General features: G+C 67.8%; 9 protein-coding genes, 2 tRNA genes and 4 pseudogenes. 4 read left to right on the forward strand and 11 right to left on the reverse strand.

Annotation, left to right across the window (positions count from 1 at the left end):
- Nucleotides 1–2: 2 nt before the first annotated feature.
- Together A6302_RS08115 and A6302_RS22070 are read right to left on the reverse strand one after the other, a co-directional pair.
- Nucleotides 3–2,846 (reverse strand): valine--tRNA ligase, encoded by a 2,844-nt coding sequence (locus tag A6302_RS08115; RefSeq protein WP_069306616.1) that lies wholly within the window; start codon nucleotides 2,844–2,846, stop codon nucleotides 3–5.
- A 123-nt stretch (nucleotides 2,847–2,969) separates the two neighbouring features.
- A complete protein-coding gene (locus tag A6302_RS22070; protein ID WP_069306617.1) occupies nucleotides 2,970–3,500 on the reverse strand; it encodes a PopZ family protein in 531 nt (176 codons plus the stop codon).
- Nucleotides 3,501–3,653: 153 nt separating this feature from the next.
- Here A6302_RS22070 and A6302_RS22835 point away from each other — a divergent pair, with 153 nt between their 5' ends.
- Complete coding sequence (locus A6302_RS22835) at nucleotides 3,654–3,794, forward strand: hypothetical protein (protein WP_169833539.1); 141 nt, start codon at nucleotides 3,654–3,656, stop codon at nucleotides 3,792–3,794.
- A 138-nt stretch (nucleotides 3,795–3,932) separates the two neighbouring features.
- Here A6302_RS22835 and A6302_RS08125 read toward each other — a convergent pair whose 3' ends face one another.
- Both A6302_RS08125 and A6302_RS08130 read right to left on the reverse strand, forming a co-directional pair.
- Entirely contained in the window at nucleotides 3,933–5,297 is a 1,365-nt protein-coding gene (locus tag A6302_RS08125) for a TolC family outer membrane protein (RefSeq protein WP_245293983.1), read from the reverse strand.
- 322 nt (nucleotides 5,298–5,619) lie between these two features.
- Nucleotides 5,620–6,275: pseudogene (locus A6302_RS08130) on the reverse strand (protein-L-isoaspartate O-methyltransferase family protein).
- A gap of 281 nt (nucleotides 6,276–6,556) precedes the next feature.
- On the opposite strand from A6302_RS08130, the gene A6302_RS08135 reads away from it, so the two are divergent.
- Nucleotides 6,557–6,630, forward strand: a tRNA-Cys gene (locus tag A6302_RS08135).
- Nucleotides 6,631–6,794: 164 nt separating this feature from the next.
- Here the strand turns inward: A6302_RS08135 and A6302_RS08140 are convergent.
- The 4 genes and pseudogenes from A6302_RS08140 to A6302_RS08155 form a co-directional block, all read right to left on the reverse strand.
- The gene (locus tag A6302_RS08140) at nucleotides 6,795–7,841 is read right to left on the reverse strand and encodes a quaternary amine ABC transporter ATP-binding protein (protein WP_069306618.1); all 1,047 of its coding nucleotides are present in this window, start codon (nucleotides 7,839–7,841) and stop codon (nucleotides 6,795–6,797) included.
- Nucleotides 7,834–8,720: pseudogene (locus A6302_RS08145) on the reverse strand (ABC transporter permease). Before A6302_RS08145 ends, A6302_RS08140 begins: the two are co-directional and overlap by 8 nt.
- A 238-nt stretch (nucleotides 8,721–8,958) precedes the next feature.
- Nucleotides 8,959–9,960, reverse strand: a complete 1,002-nt coding sequence (locus A6302_RS08150; protein WP_069306619.1) for an ABC transporter substrate-binding protein — start codon at nucleotides 9,958–9,960, stop codon at nucleotides 8,959–8,961.
- 462 nt (nucleotides 9,961–10,422) lie between these two features.
- A pseudogene (locus A6302_RS08155) lies at nucleotides 10,423–10,635 on the reverse strand (hypothetical protein); the annotation flags it as partial.
- Between the two features lie 208 nt (nucleotides 10,636–10,843).
- Here A6302_RS08155 and A6302_RS08160 point away from each other — a divergent pair.
- Nucleotides 10,844–10,918 (forward strand) — tRNA-Asn (locus A6302_RS08160).
- 154 nt (nucleotides 10,919–11,072) lie between these two features.
- Here the strand turns inward: A6302_RS08160 and A6302_RS08165 are convergent.
- The 3 genes from A6302_RS08165 to A6302_RS08175 form a co-directional block, all read right to left on the reverse strand.
- Entirely contained in the window at nucleotides 11,073–12,854 is a 1,782-nt protein-coding gene (locus A6302_RS08165) for a monovalent cation:proton antiporter-2 (CPA2) family protein (protein ID WP_069306620.1), read from the reverse strand.
- Between the two features lie 304 nt (nucleotides 12,855–13,158).
- Entirely contained in the window at nucleotides 13,159–13,782 is a 624-nt protein-coding gene (locus tag A6302_RS08170; RefSeq protein ID WP_245293985.1) for a class I SAM-dependent methyltransferase, read from the reverse strand.
- Nucleotide 13,783: 1 nt separating this feature from the next.
- Nucleotides 13,784–15,001 carry a BtaA family protein gene (locus tag A6302_RS08175; protein WP_069306621.1) on the reverse strand — a complete coding sequence of 406 codons (1,218 nt, stop codon included), beginning with the start codon at nucleotides 14,999–15,001 and terminating at the stop codon, nucleotides 13,784–13,786.
- 307 nt (nucleotides 15,002–15,308) lie between these two features.
- Here A6302_RS08175 and A6302_RS08180 point away from each other — a divergent pair.
- Nucleotides 15,309–15,580, forward strand: a pseudogene (locus A6302_RS08180) (hypothetical protein); the annotation flags it as partial.

The raw sequence follows: 15,580 nt of genomic DNA on the forward strand, positions 1-15,580 counted from the left end.
CCCTACCCCAGCCGCGCCAGCGCCTCCGCCACCTTCACCCGCCGTTCGGCGTAACCCTCGCGCTTGTCGCGCTCGGCCTCCACCACCTCTTCCGGCGCCCGGGCGACGAAGCTCTCGTTGCCGAGCTTCTTGTCGATCCGGCCGATCTCGTCGTCGAGCTTGGCGAGTTCCTTGGCGAGGCGCGCGTTCTCGGCGGCGAGGTCGACGACGCCGGCGAGCGGCAGGCAGGCAGTGGCCTCGCCGATCACGATCTGCGCCGACTGGGCAGGCGCCACATCGGCGGTCGAGACCTCCGAGACGCGGGCGAGACGGCGGATCGCCGCCTCGTGGGTTGCCAGCCAACCGGTCGTCGCGGCATTGGCGCCGACGAGGACGAGCGGCACCTGGGTTGCCGGGGCGACGCCCATTTCGGCGCGCACGGAGCGGATCTCGTTGATCAGCGCGATCAGCCAGTTGATCTCGTCGGCGGCCGGCGAGGCGATCGCCTCGTGTTCCGGCCAGCGGGCCAGCACCAGCAGGCTCTCGCGCGCCGGGCCGGTCCGGCCGGTCTCCGCCCACAGCTCCTCGGTGATGAAGGGCATGAACGGATGGAGCAGCTTGAGGATCTCGTCGATCACGTGGGCGCAGGTGGCCTGGGTCTCGGCCTTCGCCGGCCCGTCCTCACCGGAGAGGATCGGCTTGGCAAGCTCCAGATACCAGTCGCAGAAGCCGTTCCAGACGAAGGCGTAGGCCGCGCCCGCCGCATCGTTGAAGCGATAGGAGTCGAGCGCCTCGGTGATCGCGGCGCCGGCCTTGCCCACTTCGGCAAGGACCCAGCGATTGATCGTCTCAGACACCGCCGAGGGATCGAAGCCGGCGACGCGCGCGCAGCCGTTCATCTGCGAAAACCGCACCGCGTTCCACAGCTTGGTGCCGAAGTTGCGGTAGCCGGCGACCCGAGCGGGCGCGAGCTTGATGTCGCGCCCCTGGGCGGCCATGGCCGTCAGCGTGAAGCGCAGCGCGTCGGCGCCGTATTCGTCGATCAGTTGCAGCGGATCGATGACGTTGCCCTTCGACTTCGACATCTTGGCGCCCTTCTCGTCGCGGACGAGGGCGTGGATGTAGACCGTGTGGAAGGGCTCGACCGGGTTGCCGTCCGCGTCCTTCATGAAGTGAAGGCCCATCATCATCATCCGGGCGACCCAGAAGAAGATGATGTCGAAGCCGGTGATCAGCACGTCGGTCTGGTAGTAGCGGGCGAGTTCGGGCGTCTCCTCGGGCCAGCCGAGGGTCGAGAACGGCCACAGCGCCGAGGAGAACCACGTGTCGAGCACGTCCTCGTCGCGGCTGAGGAAGATCGCGCAGCGCTCCGGATCGTTGGCAAGCGCCCGCGCTTCCTCATCGGAGAACATGCCGGTCGTCACGTAGTGCGCCAGCGCCTCGCCGATCGCCTGTTCCTCGGTCTCGGCGACGAACACCTTGCCGTCCGGCCCGTACCAGGCCGGGATCTGATGGCCCCACCACAGCTGGCGCGACACGCACCACGGCTGGATGTTCTCCATCCACTCGAAGTAGGTCTTCTCCCAGTTCTTCGGCACGAAATTCGTGCGGCCCTCGCGCACGGCAGCGATCGCGGGCTTGGCCAGTTCATGCGCGTCGACATACCACTGGTCGGTGAGGAACGGCTCGATCGGCACGCCGCCACGGTCGCCGTGGGGCACCATGTGGACGTGCGGCTCGATCGTCTCGAGCAGCCCCAGCGCCTCCATCATCTCGACGATCTTGCGGCGCGCGGCAAAGCGCTCCATGCCGTGCAGCGCCGCGGTCGTCGCGGCCAGTTCGTCGCTGACCGGCACGCCGGTGAGAAAATCCTCGTTGCCGTCGAGCACGATCCGCGCCTCGACGTCCATGACGTTGATCTTTGGCAGGTCGTGCCGGCGGCCGACCTCGAAGTCGTTGAAATCATGGGCCGGGGTGATCTTCACCGCGCCGGTGCCCTTTTCGGGGTCGGAATATTCGTCGGCGATGATCGGGATCAGCCGGCCGACCAGCGGCAGGCGCACCTTTGCCCCGGATTTCACCAGCGCGGAATAGCGCGGGTCGTCCGGATGCACCGCAACCGCGCTGTCGCCGAGCATCGTTTCCGGGCGGGTGGTGGCGACGACGATGTAATCGCGCATCTCGTAGCCGGTCGGGTTGCCCTTCTCGTCCAGTCCGGTCGGGGCGGCATAGGTGGCGCCGTCCGCCAGCGGATAGCGGAAGTGCCACAGGTGGCCCTTCACCTCGGTCGGCACGACCTCGAGGTCCGAAATCGCCGTCAGCAGCTTCGGATCCCAGTTGACGAGGCGCTTGTCCTTGTAGATCAGCCCGTCGCGATAAAGCTGCACGAACACCTTGGCGACGGCCTTCGACAGACCCTCGTCCATGGTGAAGCGCTCGCGCGACCAGTCGCAGGAGGCGCCGAGCCGCTTCAGCTGGTTGACGATGGTGCCGCCCGATTCGGCCTTCCACTGCCAGACCTTGTCGATGAAGGCGGCGCGGCCGATGTCGCGGCGGCCGGGCTCCTTGCGCTCGGCCAGCTGGCGCTCCACCACCATCTGCGTCGCGATGCCGGCATGGTCGAGGCCCGGCTGCCACAGCACGTCGCGGCCGCGCATGCGCATCAGCCGCACCAGCACGTCCTGCAGCGTGTTGTTGAGCGCGTGGCCCATGTGCAGCGAGCCGGTGACGTTCGGCGGCGGGATCACGATCGTGAAGGTCTCGGCGCCTTCGTCCGCGCCGGCTCCCGCCTTGAAGGCGCCAGCCGCCTCCCAGGCCGCGGAGGTGCGGGGTTCCACGGAAGCGGCGTCGAATTTGGTGTCGAGCATGTCGGGAGACTTCGGTCACGGGTGCGGGAAACGAGTGGCCTAGAAAGCCGAGGCGTTCCGCGAAGTCAACCGATTGGCGCGGGAGGCAGATCCGCCCGACCGGGATCGCCGCTGCCGTGCGCCTCACCGCCGGCGGGTGATGCGCTCGATCTCGGCGCGGACCATGTGCTCCACCATGGTCGGCAGGTTGTCGTCCAGCCACTGCTTCAGCATCGGCCGCAGCATGTCGGCGACGAGATCTTCCAGCGTGCGGGCGTTGTTGGTCAGCACCGTGTGCGCCAGCGAGCCGAAGGCGGCATTGACCGAGGCGTTGACCGCGTCGGAGATCAGCGGGTCGATGCCCGCCGGTTTTGCCGCGGAAAAGGATGGTGGCGGCATGAAGGGCGGCATCAGCGGTTCGGGATCGAGATCCGGCAGCACGGGCGCCGACGCAACGCTGAACGGCTCCTCCTCGGGCTCGGGGAGGACCGGCTCGTCGAAGGGGCTGGCATCGTCCTCGACGAAGGTGATGTCGTCTTCCTCGGGCGCGAGGCCCTCGACGATGCCCATGTCGTCGAAGCCGGCGAAGTCGTCGCCCATCATGCCGTCGTCGACGGCAAGATCGCTCGTCAGATCGAGCACGTCCGCGCTGTCGTCGGGCGCCTCGTCCGGCACGCCGCTCTCTTCGGCAAACAGCCGGTCGAGATCATCTCGGAAATCGTTTCCTCGGGATCGGGGGCCGGTGCGGGCTTTGCCGCCGCGGCCACCTTCGGCGCGGCAGGAGCCGGCGCCTCGGCAACGGGCGGCGCGGACGTGGATTCGTCGGAGATGATCCGCCGGATCGACGCCAGGATTTCCTCCATCGAGGGTTCCTGGGAGCTGCTCGCTTTCGCCATCACCGATTGCCCCTTGGCGCCGAAGGCCACGCACACGCCCGCCGCATCCGGCGCGCGGCGACCGGCCGCCTGATTCGCTGCCTGATCGCACCTCGAAGTATAGGTCGCCGGGAAGCGCGGGCGAAACGCCCTGCCCGTTCAATGGGCGATTATCCCCGCCTCATGTCGTTGCGGATGAGAGATCGAACGCCGCCGGCCGCGTCAGCGCCCGTCAGCGCCCGTCTGGGGTCCGCAGTCCGCCCCACTTGTCGCGCACCTGCTTGTAGTGGACCTCGGGACGGTAGGTCGCGATCTTCAGCTTGAGTTCGGTCGAGGACAGGCGGCCGATCGTCGCCAGCACCGTGTAGCCGGCGACGATCACGTCGCGGGCGGCCTGGACCTGGGTCACCTGCGCGTTGACGAGGTCGGTCTGGGCGTTGAGGACGTCGAGCGTGGTGCGCTGGCCGACCCGCTGCTCCTCCAGAACACCGTCGAGCGCCAGCTGCGACGCCTCGATCTGCGACCGTGCGGCAACGGTCTGCGCCTTGGCCGCCTCCAGCGCGCCCCAGGCGGAAATCAGCGCGGCCTGCACCTGGTCGCGGGTGACGTCGACCTGGATCCTGGCCTGGCCGAGGGTTTCCTTGGCCTGCCGCACGCCCGAATGAACGGCCCCGCCCTCGTAGAGCGGAATCGTGATCTGGCCGACGATCGAGGCATTGTTGCCGGTGTCGGTGGAGGTGTTGCCGCCGGCCCAGGTGCGGTCGATGTTCGCCTCGAGCGAGACCGACGGCAGCAGTTCGCCCTCGACGATCTTGACGTTGTAGGCGGCGACATCGGCGGAATGGACGGCGGAGAGGATCGCCGGATGATCCTTGCGCGAGAGCGTCACCGCCCGCTCGAAGGACTTCGGCAGCATGCCGTCGATCGGCTTGCCGGGGGTCAGCTTCGACGGCGCGCGGCCGAACACCTGCTTGTAGGCGCCCTCGTCGGTCATCACGTTCGCCTCGGCCAAGGCGAGGCTGGACGAGGCGGCGGCCAGCGCGGCATTGGCCTGCGCCACGTCGGTGCGGGTGCCCTCGCCCACGCTGAAGCGGTCGTTCGCGGCCCGCACCTGCTCGTTGAGGAAGGCCAGGTTGGCCTTGCGCAGGTCCACGATCGCCCGGTCGCGGATCAGGTTCATGTAGGCCTCGACGCCGTCGAGCAGCACGTTCTGTTCGGTGTTGCGCAGCGATTCGCGGCTGGCGCGCACCGACGCCTCGGCGGCGTTGACCGAATTCTCGGTGCGAAAGCCCCGGAAGATCGGCTGCGTCAGCGTCAGGCCGGTGCGGGCGATGCGCGAATGGTCGCCGAAGTTGGAATCGAACGTGCCGGTGGCGAAGGCGCTGACGGTGGGCCGGTAGCCGGCAAGCGCCTGCGGGACATCCTCGTCGGTGGCGCGGGTGCCGGCGCGCGCGGCGTTGAGCGTCGGATTGTTGGCATAGGCCAGCGCCAGCGCCTCGGTCAGCGTTTCGGCCGAGAGGGCGACAGGCGACATGGAAACGACGACGACGACCGCGGCGAGAGCCCGTGAAAGAATCGAATTCCGTCTGCGCAGCACGTCTGGCCCCTTCGCATCGCCGTGGTTGCTTCCGCCGGCCGGAACACGGACCGGCTGGGCGGGGGCGTTATGGCGAACCGCCGCGACGACCCGACATCGCCGGCGACTCAGCGAGTGTAGCCGCTTTGGATCGCTCACGGCATGAGGGATTTACGTTTCGTGAACAAACCGGGGCAAGTGCGGCGCGCCGGCCACAGGCATCCGATGCGGCACGTGACGGCCGATCATGCAGCGATCGGTCGTGCCCCGCATGCAATCGGGCCGAAGCGGACGCCCGCTCCGACCCGACAAGGATCCGGTCTCTGGTGCCGAAGGGCTGGAATCAGAAGACGAAGGCGGCCTCGCGCTCGAAGCCCGGCAGCACGTCGCGCCGGCATTCATCACGATGCGGCCGCCGAGATCGTCGCCGGTGCGCACGTAGAGCATGCCCTTGGCCGACTGGCCCCGCCCCTCGATGACCACGAGACGGCCGCCGTCCTTGAGCTGCTCGCCGATCGTGTCGGGAAGAACATCGACGGCGCCCTCGATCATGATCACGTCATAGGGACCCTCGCCGGCAAGGCCGTCGACCAGTTGCCCCTGCACGACCGCGACATTGTCGATGCCGAGATCGAGCAGCGTCTTGCTGGCAAGATCGACCAGCGCCGGATCCTGCTCGACCGCCACGACCGAACTGGCCAGCTTCGCGATCACGGCGCTCGAATAGCCCGAGGCGCAGCCGAGATCGAGGACGACGTCGGTCGGCTGGATGTCGGCGGCCTGCACCATCATCGCGAAGGTGCGCGGCGGCAGCATGCTGCGGGCCTCGCCGGCGACCTTGAGCGCCATGTCGGTGTAGGCGAGCGGCTTGCGCGCGGGCGGCACGAACACCTCGCGCGGGATTTCCAGCATCGCCGAAATGATGCGGTAGTCGGTCACGTCGCTGGGCCGGACCTGGCCGTCCACCATCTTGGTCCGGGCATTGGCAAAATCGACCATGCGCAAGCATCCCTTTCCTGGCTCGGGTCCCGTATCGGCCCGGCGCTGGCGAAACGGCCGTGGCCATGCGCCCCTGCCGCCGAATTCGTCTCATTCCAATATCCGCCACCACCGGGACTGACAAGTCCGCGCGACCCCGCCCGTGATACACGCCGCCGCCCGCTTCATCATTCCTCAACGGGTGTGTGGCATGTTCTCTCCGTCGCGCCTGATTGGCAGTTGAGCCTCCTCCGGCTCTCTGCTAATGGAGGCGGCATCGAACGGGATAACCGTTCGCGTGAGGCCACGTGGCGGAGTGGTTACGCTACGGATTGCAAATCCGTCTACGGGGGTTCGATTCCCTCCGTGGCCTCCAAAATCTTCCGATCTTTGCAAAATCTACCGGCAGGAGCGCCTGATCGTGCATCGGTCATGCGCGCACCGCGCATGGATTCCGGCGGGTCCGCCGGGCTCTGCATCCGCAATCCGTGCACCGGCGGGAAAAGCTGTTTGCCCTGCCCGCCGGCAAACATTCTGCTGTCAGCGGGCGTCCGGGAACATCGCGGCCAGCACCTCGCGCATGGTGATGCGGCCGATCGGGCGGCCGGCGGCGTCGACGACGGTGACGGCGTCGGTGGCGTGGACCTTCATCGCATGCGCCGCCGCCTCGATCATCGCATCAGCCGGCACGGTGGGGGCCGCCTCGGCGCTTTCGCCCACGAGCGGAACCATCGCCGAATCGACCCGCACCACCCGGCCGCGGTTCACCTCCTTCACGAAGCTTTCGATGTAGTCGTCGGCCGGGCGCAGCACGATGTCCTGGCTGGTGCCCTGCTGCACCACCTCGCCGTCGCGCAGGATGGCGATCCGGTCGCCGAGGCGCAGGGCCTCGTCGAGATCGTGGGTGATGAACACCACGGTCTTGCGGATCTCCTTCTGGATGTCGAGCAGCACGGTCTGCATGTCGACGCGGATCAGCGGATCGAGCGCCGAATAAGCCTCGTCCATCAGCAGGATCGGCGCGTCGTTGGTGAGCGCGCGGGCAAGGCCGACTCGCTGCTGCATGCCGCCGGACAGCTGGTTGGGAAAGCGGTCCTCGAAGCCCTTGAGGCCGACGCGCTCGATCCAGCGCATCGCCGCGTCCACCTGCTTGGCACGCGGCAGGCCCTGCACCTCGAGGCCGTAGACGGTGTTGTCGAGCACGTTGCGATGCGGCAGCAGGGCGAATTTCTGGAACACCATCGCGGTCTGGTGGCGCCGGAAGTCGCGCAGGTCCCTAGCCGACATCTTCACCACATCGGTGCCGCCGACCAGAACCTCGCCGGCGGTCGGATCGATCAGCCGGTTGATGTGGCGGATCAGGGTCGACTTGCCGGAGCCCGACAGGCCCATGATCACCTGGATCGCGCCGGCCGGCATCTCGATGTTGATGTTGCGCAGGCCGAGCACATGCTGGTGCTTCTCGTTGAGCTCGGCCTTGGTCATGCCGTTGCGCACGGCCTCGACATGGCGCTGCGGCGCCGTGCCGAAGATCTTGTAGAGATTGCGGATTTCCAGGCCGAGGCCCGTGGTCGCCGGCTCAGCCATGGGAAATCTCGCGATATTTCTGGAGCCGCCGGCCATAGGCCTGGCTGACGCGGTCGAAGATGATGGCGATGCCGACGATGGCAAGACCGTTGAACAGGCCGAGGGTGAAATACTGGTTGGAGATCGCCTTCAGCACCGGCTGGCCGAGCCCCTGCACGCCGATCATCGCCGCGATCACCACCATGGCCAGCGCCATCATGATCGTCTGGTTGATGCCCGCCATGATGTTGGGCAGCGCCAGCGGCAGCTGGACCTTGACCAGCTTCTGCCACGACGACGAGCCGAAGGCATCGGCGGCCTCCAGCACGTCGCGGTCGACGAGGCGGATGCCGAGGTCCGTCAGCCGGATGATCGGAGGCAGCGCGTAGACCACCACGCGATCAGGCCCGGCACCTTGCCGATGCCGAGCAGCATCACCACCGGAATGAGATAGACGAAGCTCGGCATCGTCTGCATCACGTCGAGTACCGGATTGACCAGCCCGCGCAGCCGGTCGGAGCGCGACATGGCGATGCCGAGCGGCAGGCCGACCACGATGGCGATCACCGTGCACACGAAGATCATCGAGATGGTCTTCATCGTGTCGTCCCACATGCCGAAATAGCCGATCAGCAGCAGGGTGACGGCAGCGCCGGCCACGATCTTCAGGCTGCGGCTGGCGACCCAGGCCACGGCGAGGATCAGCAGCAGCACGACCGGCCATGGCGTGCGCGTCATGAAGCGCTCGCTGTGGATCAGAAACACCTGCAGCGGCTCGAAGATGGCCTCGATCCCGTCGCCATAGGCGCGGGTGAAGGCCCGGAAGCCCTCGTCGATCGCCTTCTTGAGCGCGGTGAGGCTCGTGTCGTCCATATGCGGAAACGACGTCAGCCATTCCATCGATCTGTTCCCCTCGATCGGCCGGCGATCTCGTCCTCGCCGGATGGGTCCGGTGGTCCGGGCAGGCGTCCGGGCGGTCCGTTTGCACGGGCCGCCCGAAACCTTCCGAAGCGATGCGCGGGGTGCGGGGCCGCCACGGCGTCCCCCGGGACGCGCGGATCGACCTGATGAAAGCGTCAGGCCGGATCCGGCGCAAGGCGCAGGACCGTCATGGTCCCGCGCCCGTCGTTCGGTCCGATCAGAGCGAGGCCTTGATCTTCTCGGCCGCCTCGGGCGAGACCCAGGCGGTCCAGACGTCGGCATTCTCGGTGAGGAAGTGCTTGGCACCGGCCTCGCCAGTCGCCTGGTTGTCGGTCATCCAGGCCATCAGCTTGTTGACCGTGTCGTTGCCCCAGGAGCGCTTGGAGAGATAGTCCATCACTTCCGGGCCGGCGCGGTCGGCGAACGACTTGGTGACGATCGTGGCGACCTTGTCCTTCGGCCAGTCGTTCTTCTTCGGGTCGGCGCAGTCGGCCACGGTGTTGCAGCGCTTCCACTCGGCCGGGTCGGCCGGGACGCCGTGCTCCAGCTTGACCATCTCGTATTTGCCGAGCAGCGCGGTCGGCGCCCAATAGTAGCCGACCCAGCCTTCCTTGCGCTCGAAGGCCTTGGCGATCGAGCCGTCGAGGCCGGCGGACGAGCCGCTGTCGAGCAGGGTGAAGCCGGCGGCTTCCGCGCCATAGGCCTTGTAGAGCTGCGAGGTGACGACCGTGCCGCCCCAGCCCTGCGGGCCGTTGACGATGGTGCCCTTGGAGGCATCTTCCGGATCGGGGAACAGCTCGGGATGCTTCAGCACGTCGTCGATCGTCTTGATGTCCGGATGGGCGTCGACGATGTATTTCGGCACCCACCAGCCCTGCACGCCGCCGTCGGACAGCGCATCGCCGGTGACGACGAGCTTGCCCTCCTCGACGCCGCGGTTGACGACCTCCGGCAGCAGGTCGACCCAGCCTTCCGGCGCGATGTCCGGCTGGCCCTTCTCGACCATGGAGGTGATGGTCGGCACGGTGTCGCCGACGGTGACCTCGGCCTCGCAGCCGTAGCCTTCCTCGAGGATGATCTTGTCGAGGGCGGAGAGGACCTCCGCGCTCTGCCAGTTCATGCTGGCGATGGTGACGCTGCCGCATTCGGCGGCGACGGCGGCGGGCGCGAAGGCAAGAGCCGCGCCGATGAGACAGGTGGAGGCGAGCAAGGATTTCATCGTCAGGTTCCCCGTTTTTTTGTGATCTGAAGGCGGCCGCTTTGCGCGGTCACGCCAGGCTTCCCTTCGGCTCGGGCATGGCGCCCGGCCGCTTGCGTGCCGCGCCGGGCGTCTGGACCTCCTCTTCCAGAGCCGGCGAAAGCGCAGCGCAGCGCGCGATTACCGGACGTCAGCGTCCACGCTCGCATCAAGGCCGTCTTGGAGGGGGCCGACGGTCAGTTTGTACGCGGGCGACTCCCATGTCGCAAAAGCGACATGGGCGCGGCATGCGCGCCGGATGTTCGTCCCGCACGAACGGAGCATTGTTCAACGCTCCGGATTTGCGGACCGGGATGTTCAGCGATGCGGGGGCACGCCCTGCCCATCCGACGTCTCGCCGTCCCTTGCGAGCGCGGCGACCGCCGGGGCGGCCTTCGAAATCCCGGGCTGTTCAGGACCGACCGGGCCTGCGGCCTCGTCCGCGGTCTTCCCCGATCGGGCGCCGCGCCAGCGGCGCAGGATCGCCACCTCGCCGCGGCGGCGCAGGCGCCGCACGAAGGGGGAATCGACCGACAGAACGGCCAGGCCGAGCGGGACCATCCAGAAGCCGAGCACCGGCAGGAAGCCGAGCGTGCCGCCGGCGACGAGCCCGAGGCCGAGCGCATAGCGCAGGGCCGGCGACTGGGGCACCGGCATCTGATGGCCGGCAATGCGAATCTTGCGTGTCACGTCTACTCTTTCCTCGCCGGAGCGATGCTGTCCGGCCCGCAGGCTGGCGACGAATGCCGCGGTCCGGCAATCGTTCCACCCCCTGATCGGCCCCGCGATCCGCCCCTTGTGAAAAGAGTGGTGATGAGGGCTTGGCAAATCCATACCGCGTGCGCTATACGCTCGCCCACGGCATTCCTCGGTAGCTCAGCGGTAGAGCCCTCGACTGTTAATCGAGTTGTCGCAGGTTCGAATCCTGCCCGGGGAGCCAATTCTTCCACATTTTGTGAATGTCCAAGCCTGACGCCGATTGCGTCCTGGCATGCTCGCGGCCTGTTTCTCCCGCAGATCCGCGCGCCGCCTGCCCTCTCCTTGCCGGACAGGGGCGACCGCGATCTGCGTGGGACCGCGGCCGGCCGGTGGCCTCACTTCTTCACGACATTGGCATTGCCGATGAGAAGGTCGCGGCCGGCGAAGATGCCGCCGGTGATCTCGATCGCCACGCGCTCGGCGTCGCGGCGGCGGATGTCTTCCATCACCAGGTTGCGCTCCTCCTCGTCCACTTCCAGGAACTCCAGCGCCTTCGCGCCGAGCGCCATCGATGATTCGAAGGTCTCGCGGATCTGCCAGTCGACTCCGGCCTGGATGAGTTTCAGCGCATGTTCCCGGTCGAAGGCGCGCGCCACCACCGGCACCAGCGGGAATTCGGCCTTGGCGAGTTCCGCAATCTTCACGGCGGCCTCGCGGTCATCCACCGCGATGATGATGACGCGCGCCTCCGCCGCTCCGGCGGCATGCAGGATGTCGAGGCGCGAGCCGTCGCCATAGTGGACCTTGAAGCCGAAGTCGCTCGCGCTGCGAATCGCATCGGTGTCGGACTCGATGATCGTGATCGAACAGCTGCGGCTGAGCAGCGGCTGGCTGGCGATCTGGCCGACGCGGCCAAAACCGATCAGCAGCACGCTCGCCGAGAGATTCTCCGCCATTTCCACCCCGTCCATCGAGGGAACGGCCTTCGGCATCAGGCGGTCGTGGAGGATGATCATGATCGGCGTCAGCGCCATCGAAAGGATGATCGTGGCCGTCAGGATCGCGTTGGCCTCGGTGTCGATGATGCCGACGGCGGTGGCCGCGGCATACAGCACGAAGGCGAACTCGCCGCCCTGGGCCATCAGCACCGCCCGCTCGACCGCCTCGCGGTTGCTCGCGCGGAACAGCCGGGCGACCGCGTAGATGCCGATCGTCTTCAGGACCATGTAGGCGATGACGGCGACGACGATCAGCTGCCAGTTGGCGGCGATCACGGCGAGATCCAGCGCCATGCCGACGCCGAGGAAGAACAGGCCGAGCAGGATGCCGCGGAACGGCTCGACGTCGGCCTCCAGCTGGTGACGGAAGGTGGATTCGGACAGGAGCACGCCGGCGAGGAACGCGCCCATCGCCATCGACAGGCCGCCGAGCTGCATGGCAAGCGCCGCGCCCAGCACCACGAACAGCGCCGCCGCGGTCATCACCTCGCGGGCCCGGGCCTTGCCGAGCAGGCGGAACATCGGATCGAGCAGGTAGCGGCCGGCAATGATCAGCCCGGCAATCGAGCCGAGACCGATCGCCACCCCGATCAGCCGGTCTGCGGTCGACACCGCCGGGCCGGCCGGCGCGAGGAACACCACAAGCGCCAGCAGCGGCACGATCGCCAGATCCTCCAGCAGCAGGATGGCGACGATGCGCCGGCCCTTCGGCAGGTTGATCGCGCGGCGCTCTTCCAGCACCTGCATGACGATGGCCGTGGAGGTCAGCACGAATCCGGTGCCGGCAACGAAGCTCTGCGCGAGGGGATAGCCGAGGGCGAGGCCGACGCAGGTCAGGAGGCCGATGCAGACGCCGACCTGGCCGAGGCCGAGGCCGAAGATCTCGCCGCGCATCGCCCACAGCCGGGAGGGCTGCATCTCCAGTCCGATGATGAACAGGAACATCACCACGCCGAGTTCGGCGACATGCAGGATCGCCTGCGCGTCGGAAAAGAGCGCAAGCCCGAAGGGACCGATCGCGAGGCCGGCGGCGAGATAGCCGAGCACCGAGCCGAGCCCGAGGCGCCTGAACAGCGGCACGGCAATCACCGCCGCCCCCAGCAGCACCACCACCGGCATGAGATCGAAGGCCGCATGCGCGGCGGCATCGGCGGCGTGCGAGGCGGATTCAACGGCCATGTCTGCTCATTTCTCCCTGGGCAAGGCTGCCGGAGGCTGTCTTGCGCGGCCCGAACACGGCCCTGTCCTGCCGCAAGCCCGACCCATGATCCAGCCGGATCGAATCGGGTCCGGCCCTCGTGATGATGCTCAGGACAATGAGGCGGGCGCGATTTCGTGTCGACCGGACGGTTCCGCCCGCCGGCCGACGCGGTCGTCGCCGTCTGGCGCGGCGGAAACGGATTGGCCTCCCGGTCAGGATGTCAGACGGCTGCGGGTCCGAGAAGCCCGATCTGCGCATAGCGTCTGTACGGGCGAAGGAAGGTCAGCGCGCGGCCGGTCCCGGCGGCAGCGCGGTGAGCTCTGCTTCCAGGTCATGGCGGGGCGTGACGTGGAACAGCCCCAGCCAACCATGCAGGCCGCGCCGCAGCGGAGCGCCCAGCCCGGCGGCATCGCCGAAGTCGGCGCAGGCGAAGCCGCCCTCGGGACGGGTCAGGCGCAGACCCTCGCGGATCGCCGCCCGCCAGTCGGGAATCATCGACAGCGCATAGGAGACACACACGACATCGAAGGCGGAAACGCCGAAGGCGGCCACCGGATCGAAGGCCGTGGCGTCGCCCTCGGCAAGGCGGATGCGCTCGGAGAGCCCGGCGCGGGCGACGTTGGCCCGCGCCGTTTTCAGCATTTCGGCGGAGATGTCGAAGCCGCAGAGCTGCGCGGTCGGGTGGCGCCGGGCGATCTCGACCAGGTTGCGCCCGGTGCCGCAGGCCATTTCAAGGACGAGGCCGCCGGCCGGAACCGGCATCCGCGCGATCATGGCATCGCGGCCGAGCAGATAGGGCCGGCGCGTCAGGTCGTAGAGGTGGCGGGTGTGGCGGTACATCCGGTCCATGGCCCGCGCCTGGTCGTGGACCTGTCCCCGCCCGCCCTCCCCGGCGGCCGCGCCCACGTCAGGCCGCCCGGCGGTAGAGGTGGAAGCCGCCGTAGATCGACGACCGGTCCTTCGCCGTGTAGGCGCGCGAGGCCTCGGCCTCGTAGATCCAGTGGCCGAGAACCTCCGGCGGCAGGGCCTCGGGCAGCGGGCTTTCCTCGCCGGCGGTGCGGAAGATGACGCGGGCGCCGGGGGCGGCGGTCCGCGTGATCTCGCGCCAGAGGTCGGTCATCTGCGCGGCCGACATCCAGTCCTGCGCATCGAGAAGCACGAAGCCGTCGAGGCCGGCTTCGGCCTCGGTGGCGAGATACTCGGTCATCGAGGCGTGCAGCGCACGCACGCTGCCGGCGTTGTCCTGGACGCGCTGGTAGTTGTCGCGGTGGAGATAGGCGGGAATGGCGCGGCGGACATCCCGGTCGTAACCGCGCGAAAACGCCTGCCAGGCGAAGTAGTTGTCTTCCATCGGGAAATCGCAGGCGAGCCGCTCCAGCCGTCGGCGCAGGAGACCGGCCATGTCGCCGTTGGCCGAGGACGAGAGGTAGGCGAACTGGGCCGGCGGAATGCCGAGGCCGTAGAGCGAGACCGGCATGCGGCAGAGCCAGCGCACGAGGCGGGTGTCGAACACCGGCGCCAGCGTCTCCTCGAACACGCGGCGCTGCTCCTCGAGGCTTTTCGCCGTCAGCATCCGCCGCGGGTTCTTGCCGTAGGCGCGCGAGATCAGATGAACCGCGCCGATGAAGCGGCCGAGCAGACCGAACTTGTAGACGTTGCGCGCGAACAGGTTGATGCGCCGTCCGCGCAGGGTGCGGCGCGCCTCCCAGTAGTCGCGCGTCACGGGGTCGAGCCGGTCGCGCAGGAAGCGGTCGTAGCGTTCGGTGTTCTCCCGCTCGTCGGCATGGCCGAAGAAGCGGAAGAAGGCCTCGTGGTTCGGCAGGTGCCGGATGGCGGCGATCTTCAGTTCAAGCAGCGCCACATGGGCGGGGTTGAGGTCGACGGCGATGATTTCCTTCGGCGAGGCCACCAGATAGTTCATCACGTTGCAGCCGCCGGACGCGATCGTGACGAGACGCTTGCCGGGGCCAAGCTCCAGCGCGGCCATGTCGACGTCGGGGTCTTCCCAGATCTGCGGATAGACCAGTCCGGAAAAGGCCATCGTGAACATGCGTTCGAGCATCCCGCGGCGCGAGGCGAGCGGGCTCGCATGCACGGCGTCCGAAAGCTTCTGATTCTTGCTCATCGCCCCTTGCGTCTCCCCTCCGGACGACGCGCGATTCCCTTCGCCGCCTACCGGTCAGCACAGCAAGCACGACCAGATGACAGGTCCACGAAGCTTCGGTGACGGCCGTGCGACGACGCCGGCGAAGCGGCCGGCGCTCCCGGATTCCCCCTCTGCGTTGCCTCAGGGCCGCGCACGCACTACAAAGGCCCGCATGTGCGATTGGCACCGGCCGGGCAGTCCACCTGCGGCAACCCTGCAACACAGGCTGCCATCCCCCGGCGGGGGCCTGGACGAGCGCCTGCCGCCGTGACCCGAGAGGCCCGTCTTGTTCAGCCCCGTCAATGACTTCTTCACGGCTCTCAGCCAGCAGATCAAATCGATCTCTGCGCTGGTCATCCGCGAGTTCCGCCTGCGCAACAGCTCCAAACCCTTCGCCCAGTTCTATTCGATGATGGGGCTGCTGGGGATGCTGCTCGTGCATCTCGTGCTCGTGCAGATCTTCGGCAAGCATGCCCTGATCGGCGACAGCATCCTGCTGTTCCTCGCGCCGCATCGTGCCGATCATGACGTCCGGACGCTGGTGCAGAAGATCTCGGG

This window comes from Methylobrevis pamukkalensis, from assembly GCF_001720135.1.
Classification (GTDB): domain Bacteria; phylum Pseudomonadota; class Alphaproteobacteria; order Rhizobiales; family Pleomorphomonadaceae; genus Methylobrevis; species Methylobrevis pamukkalensis.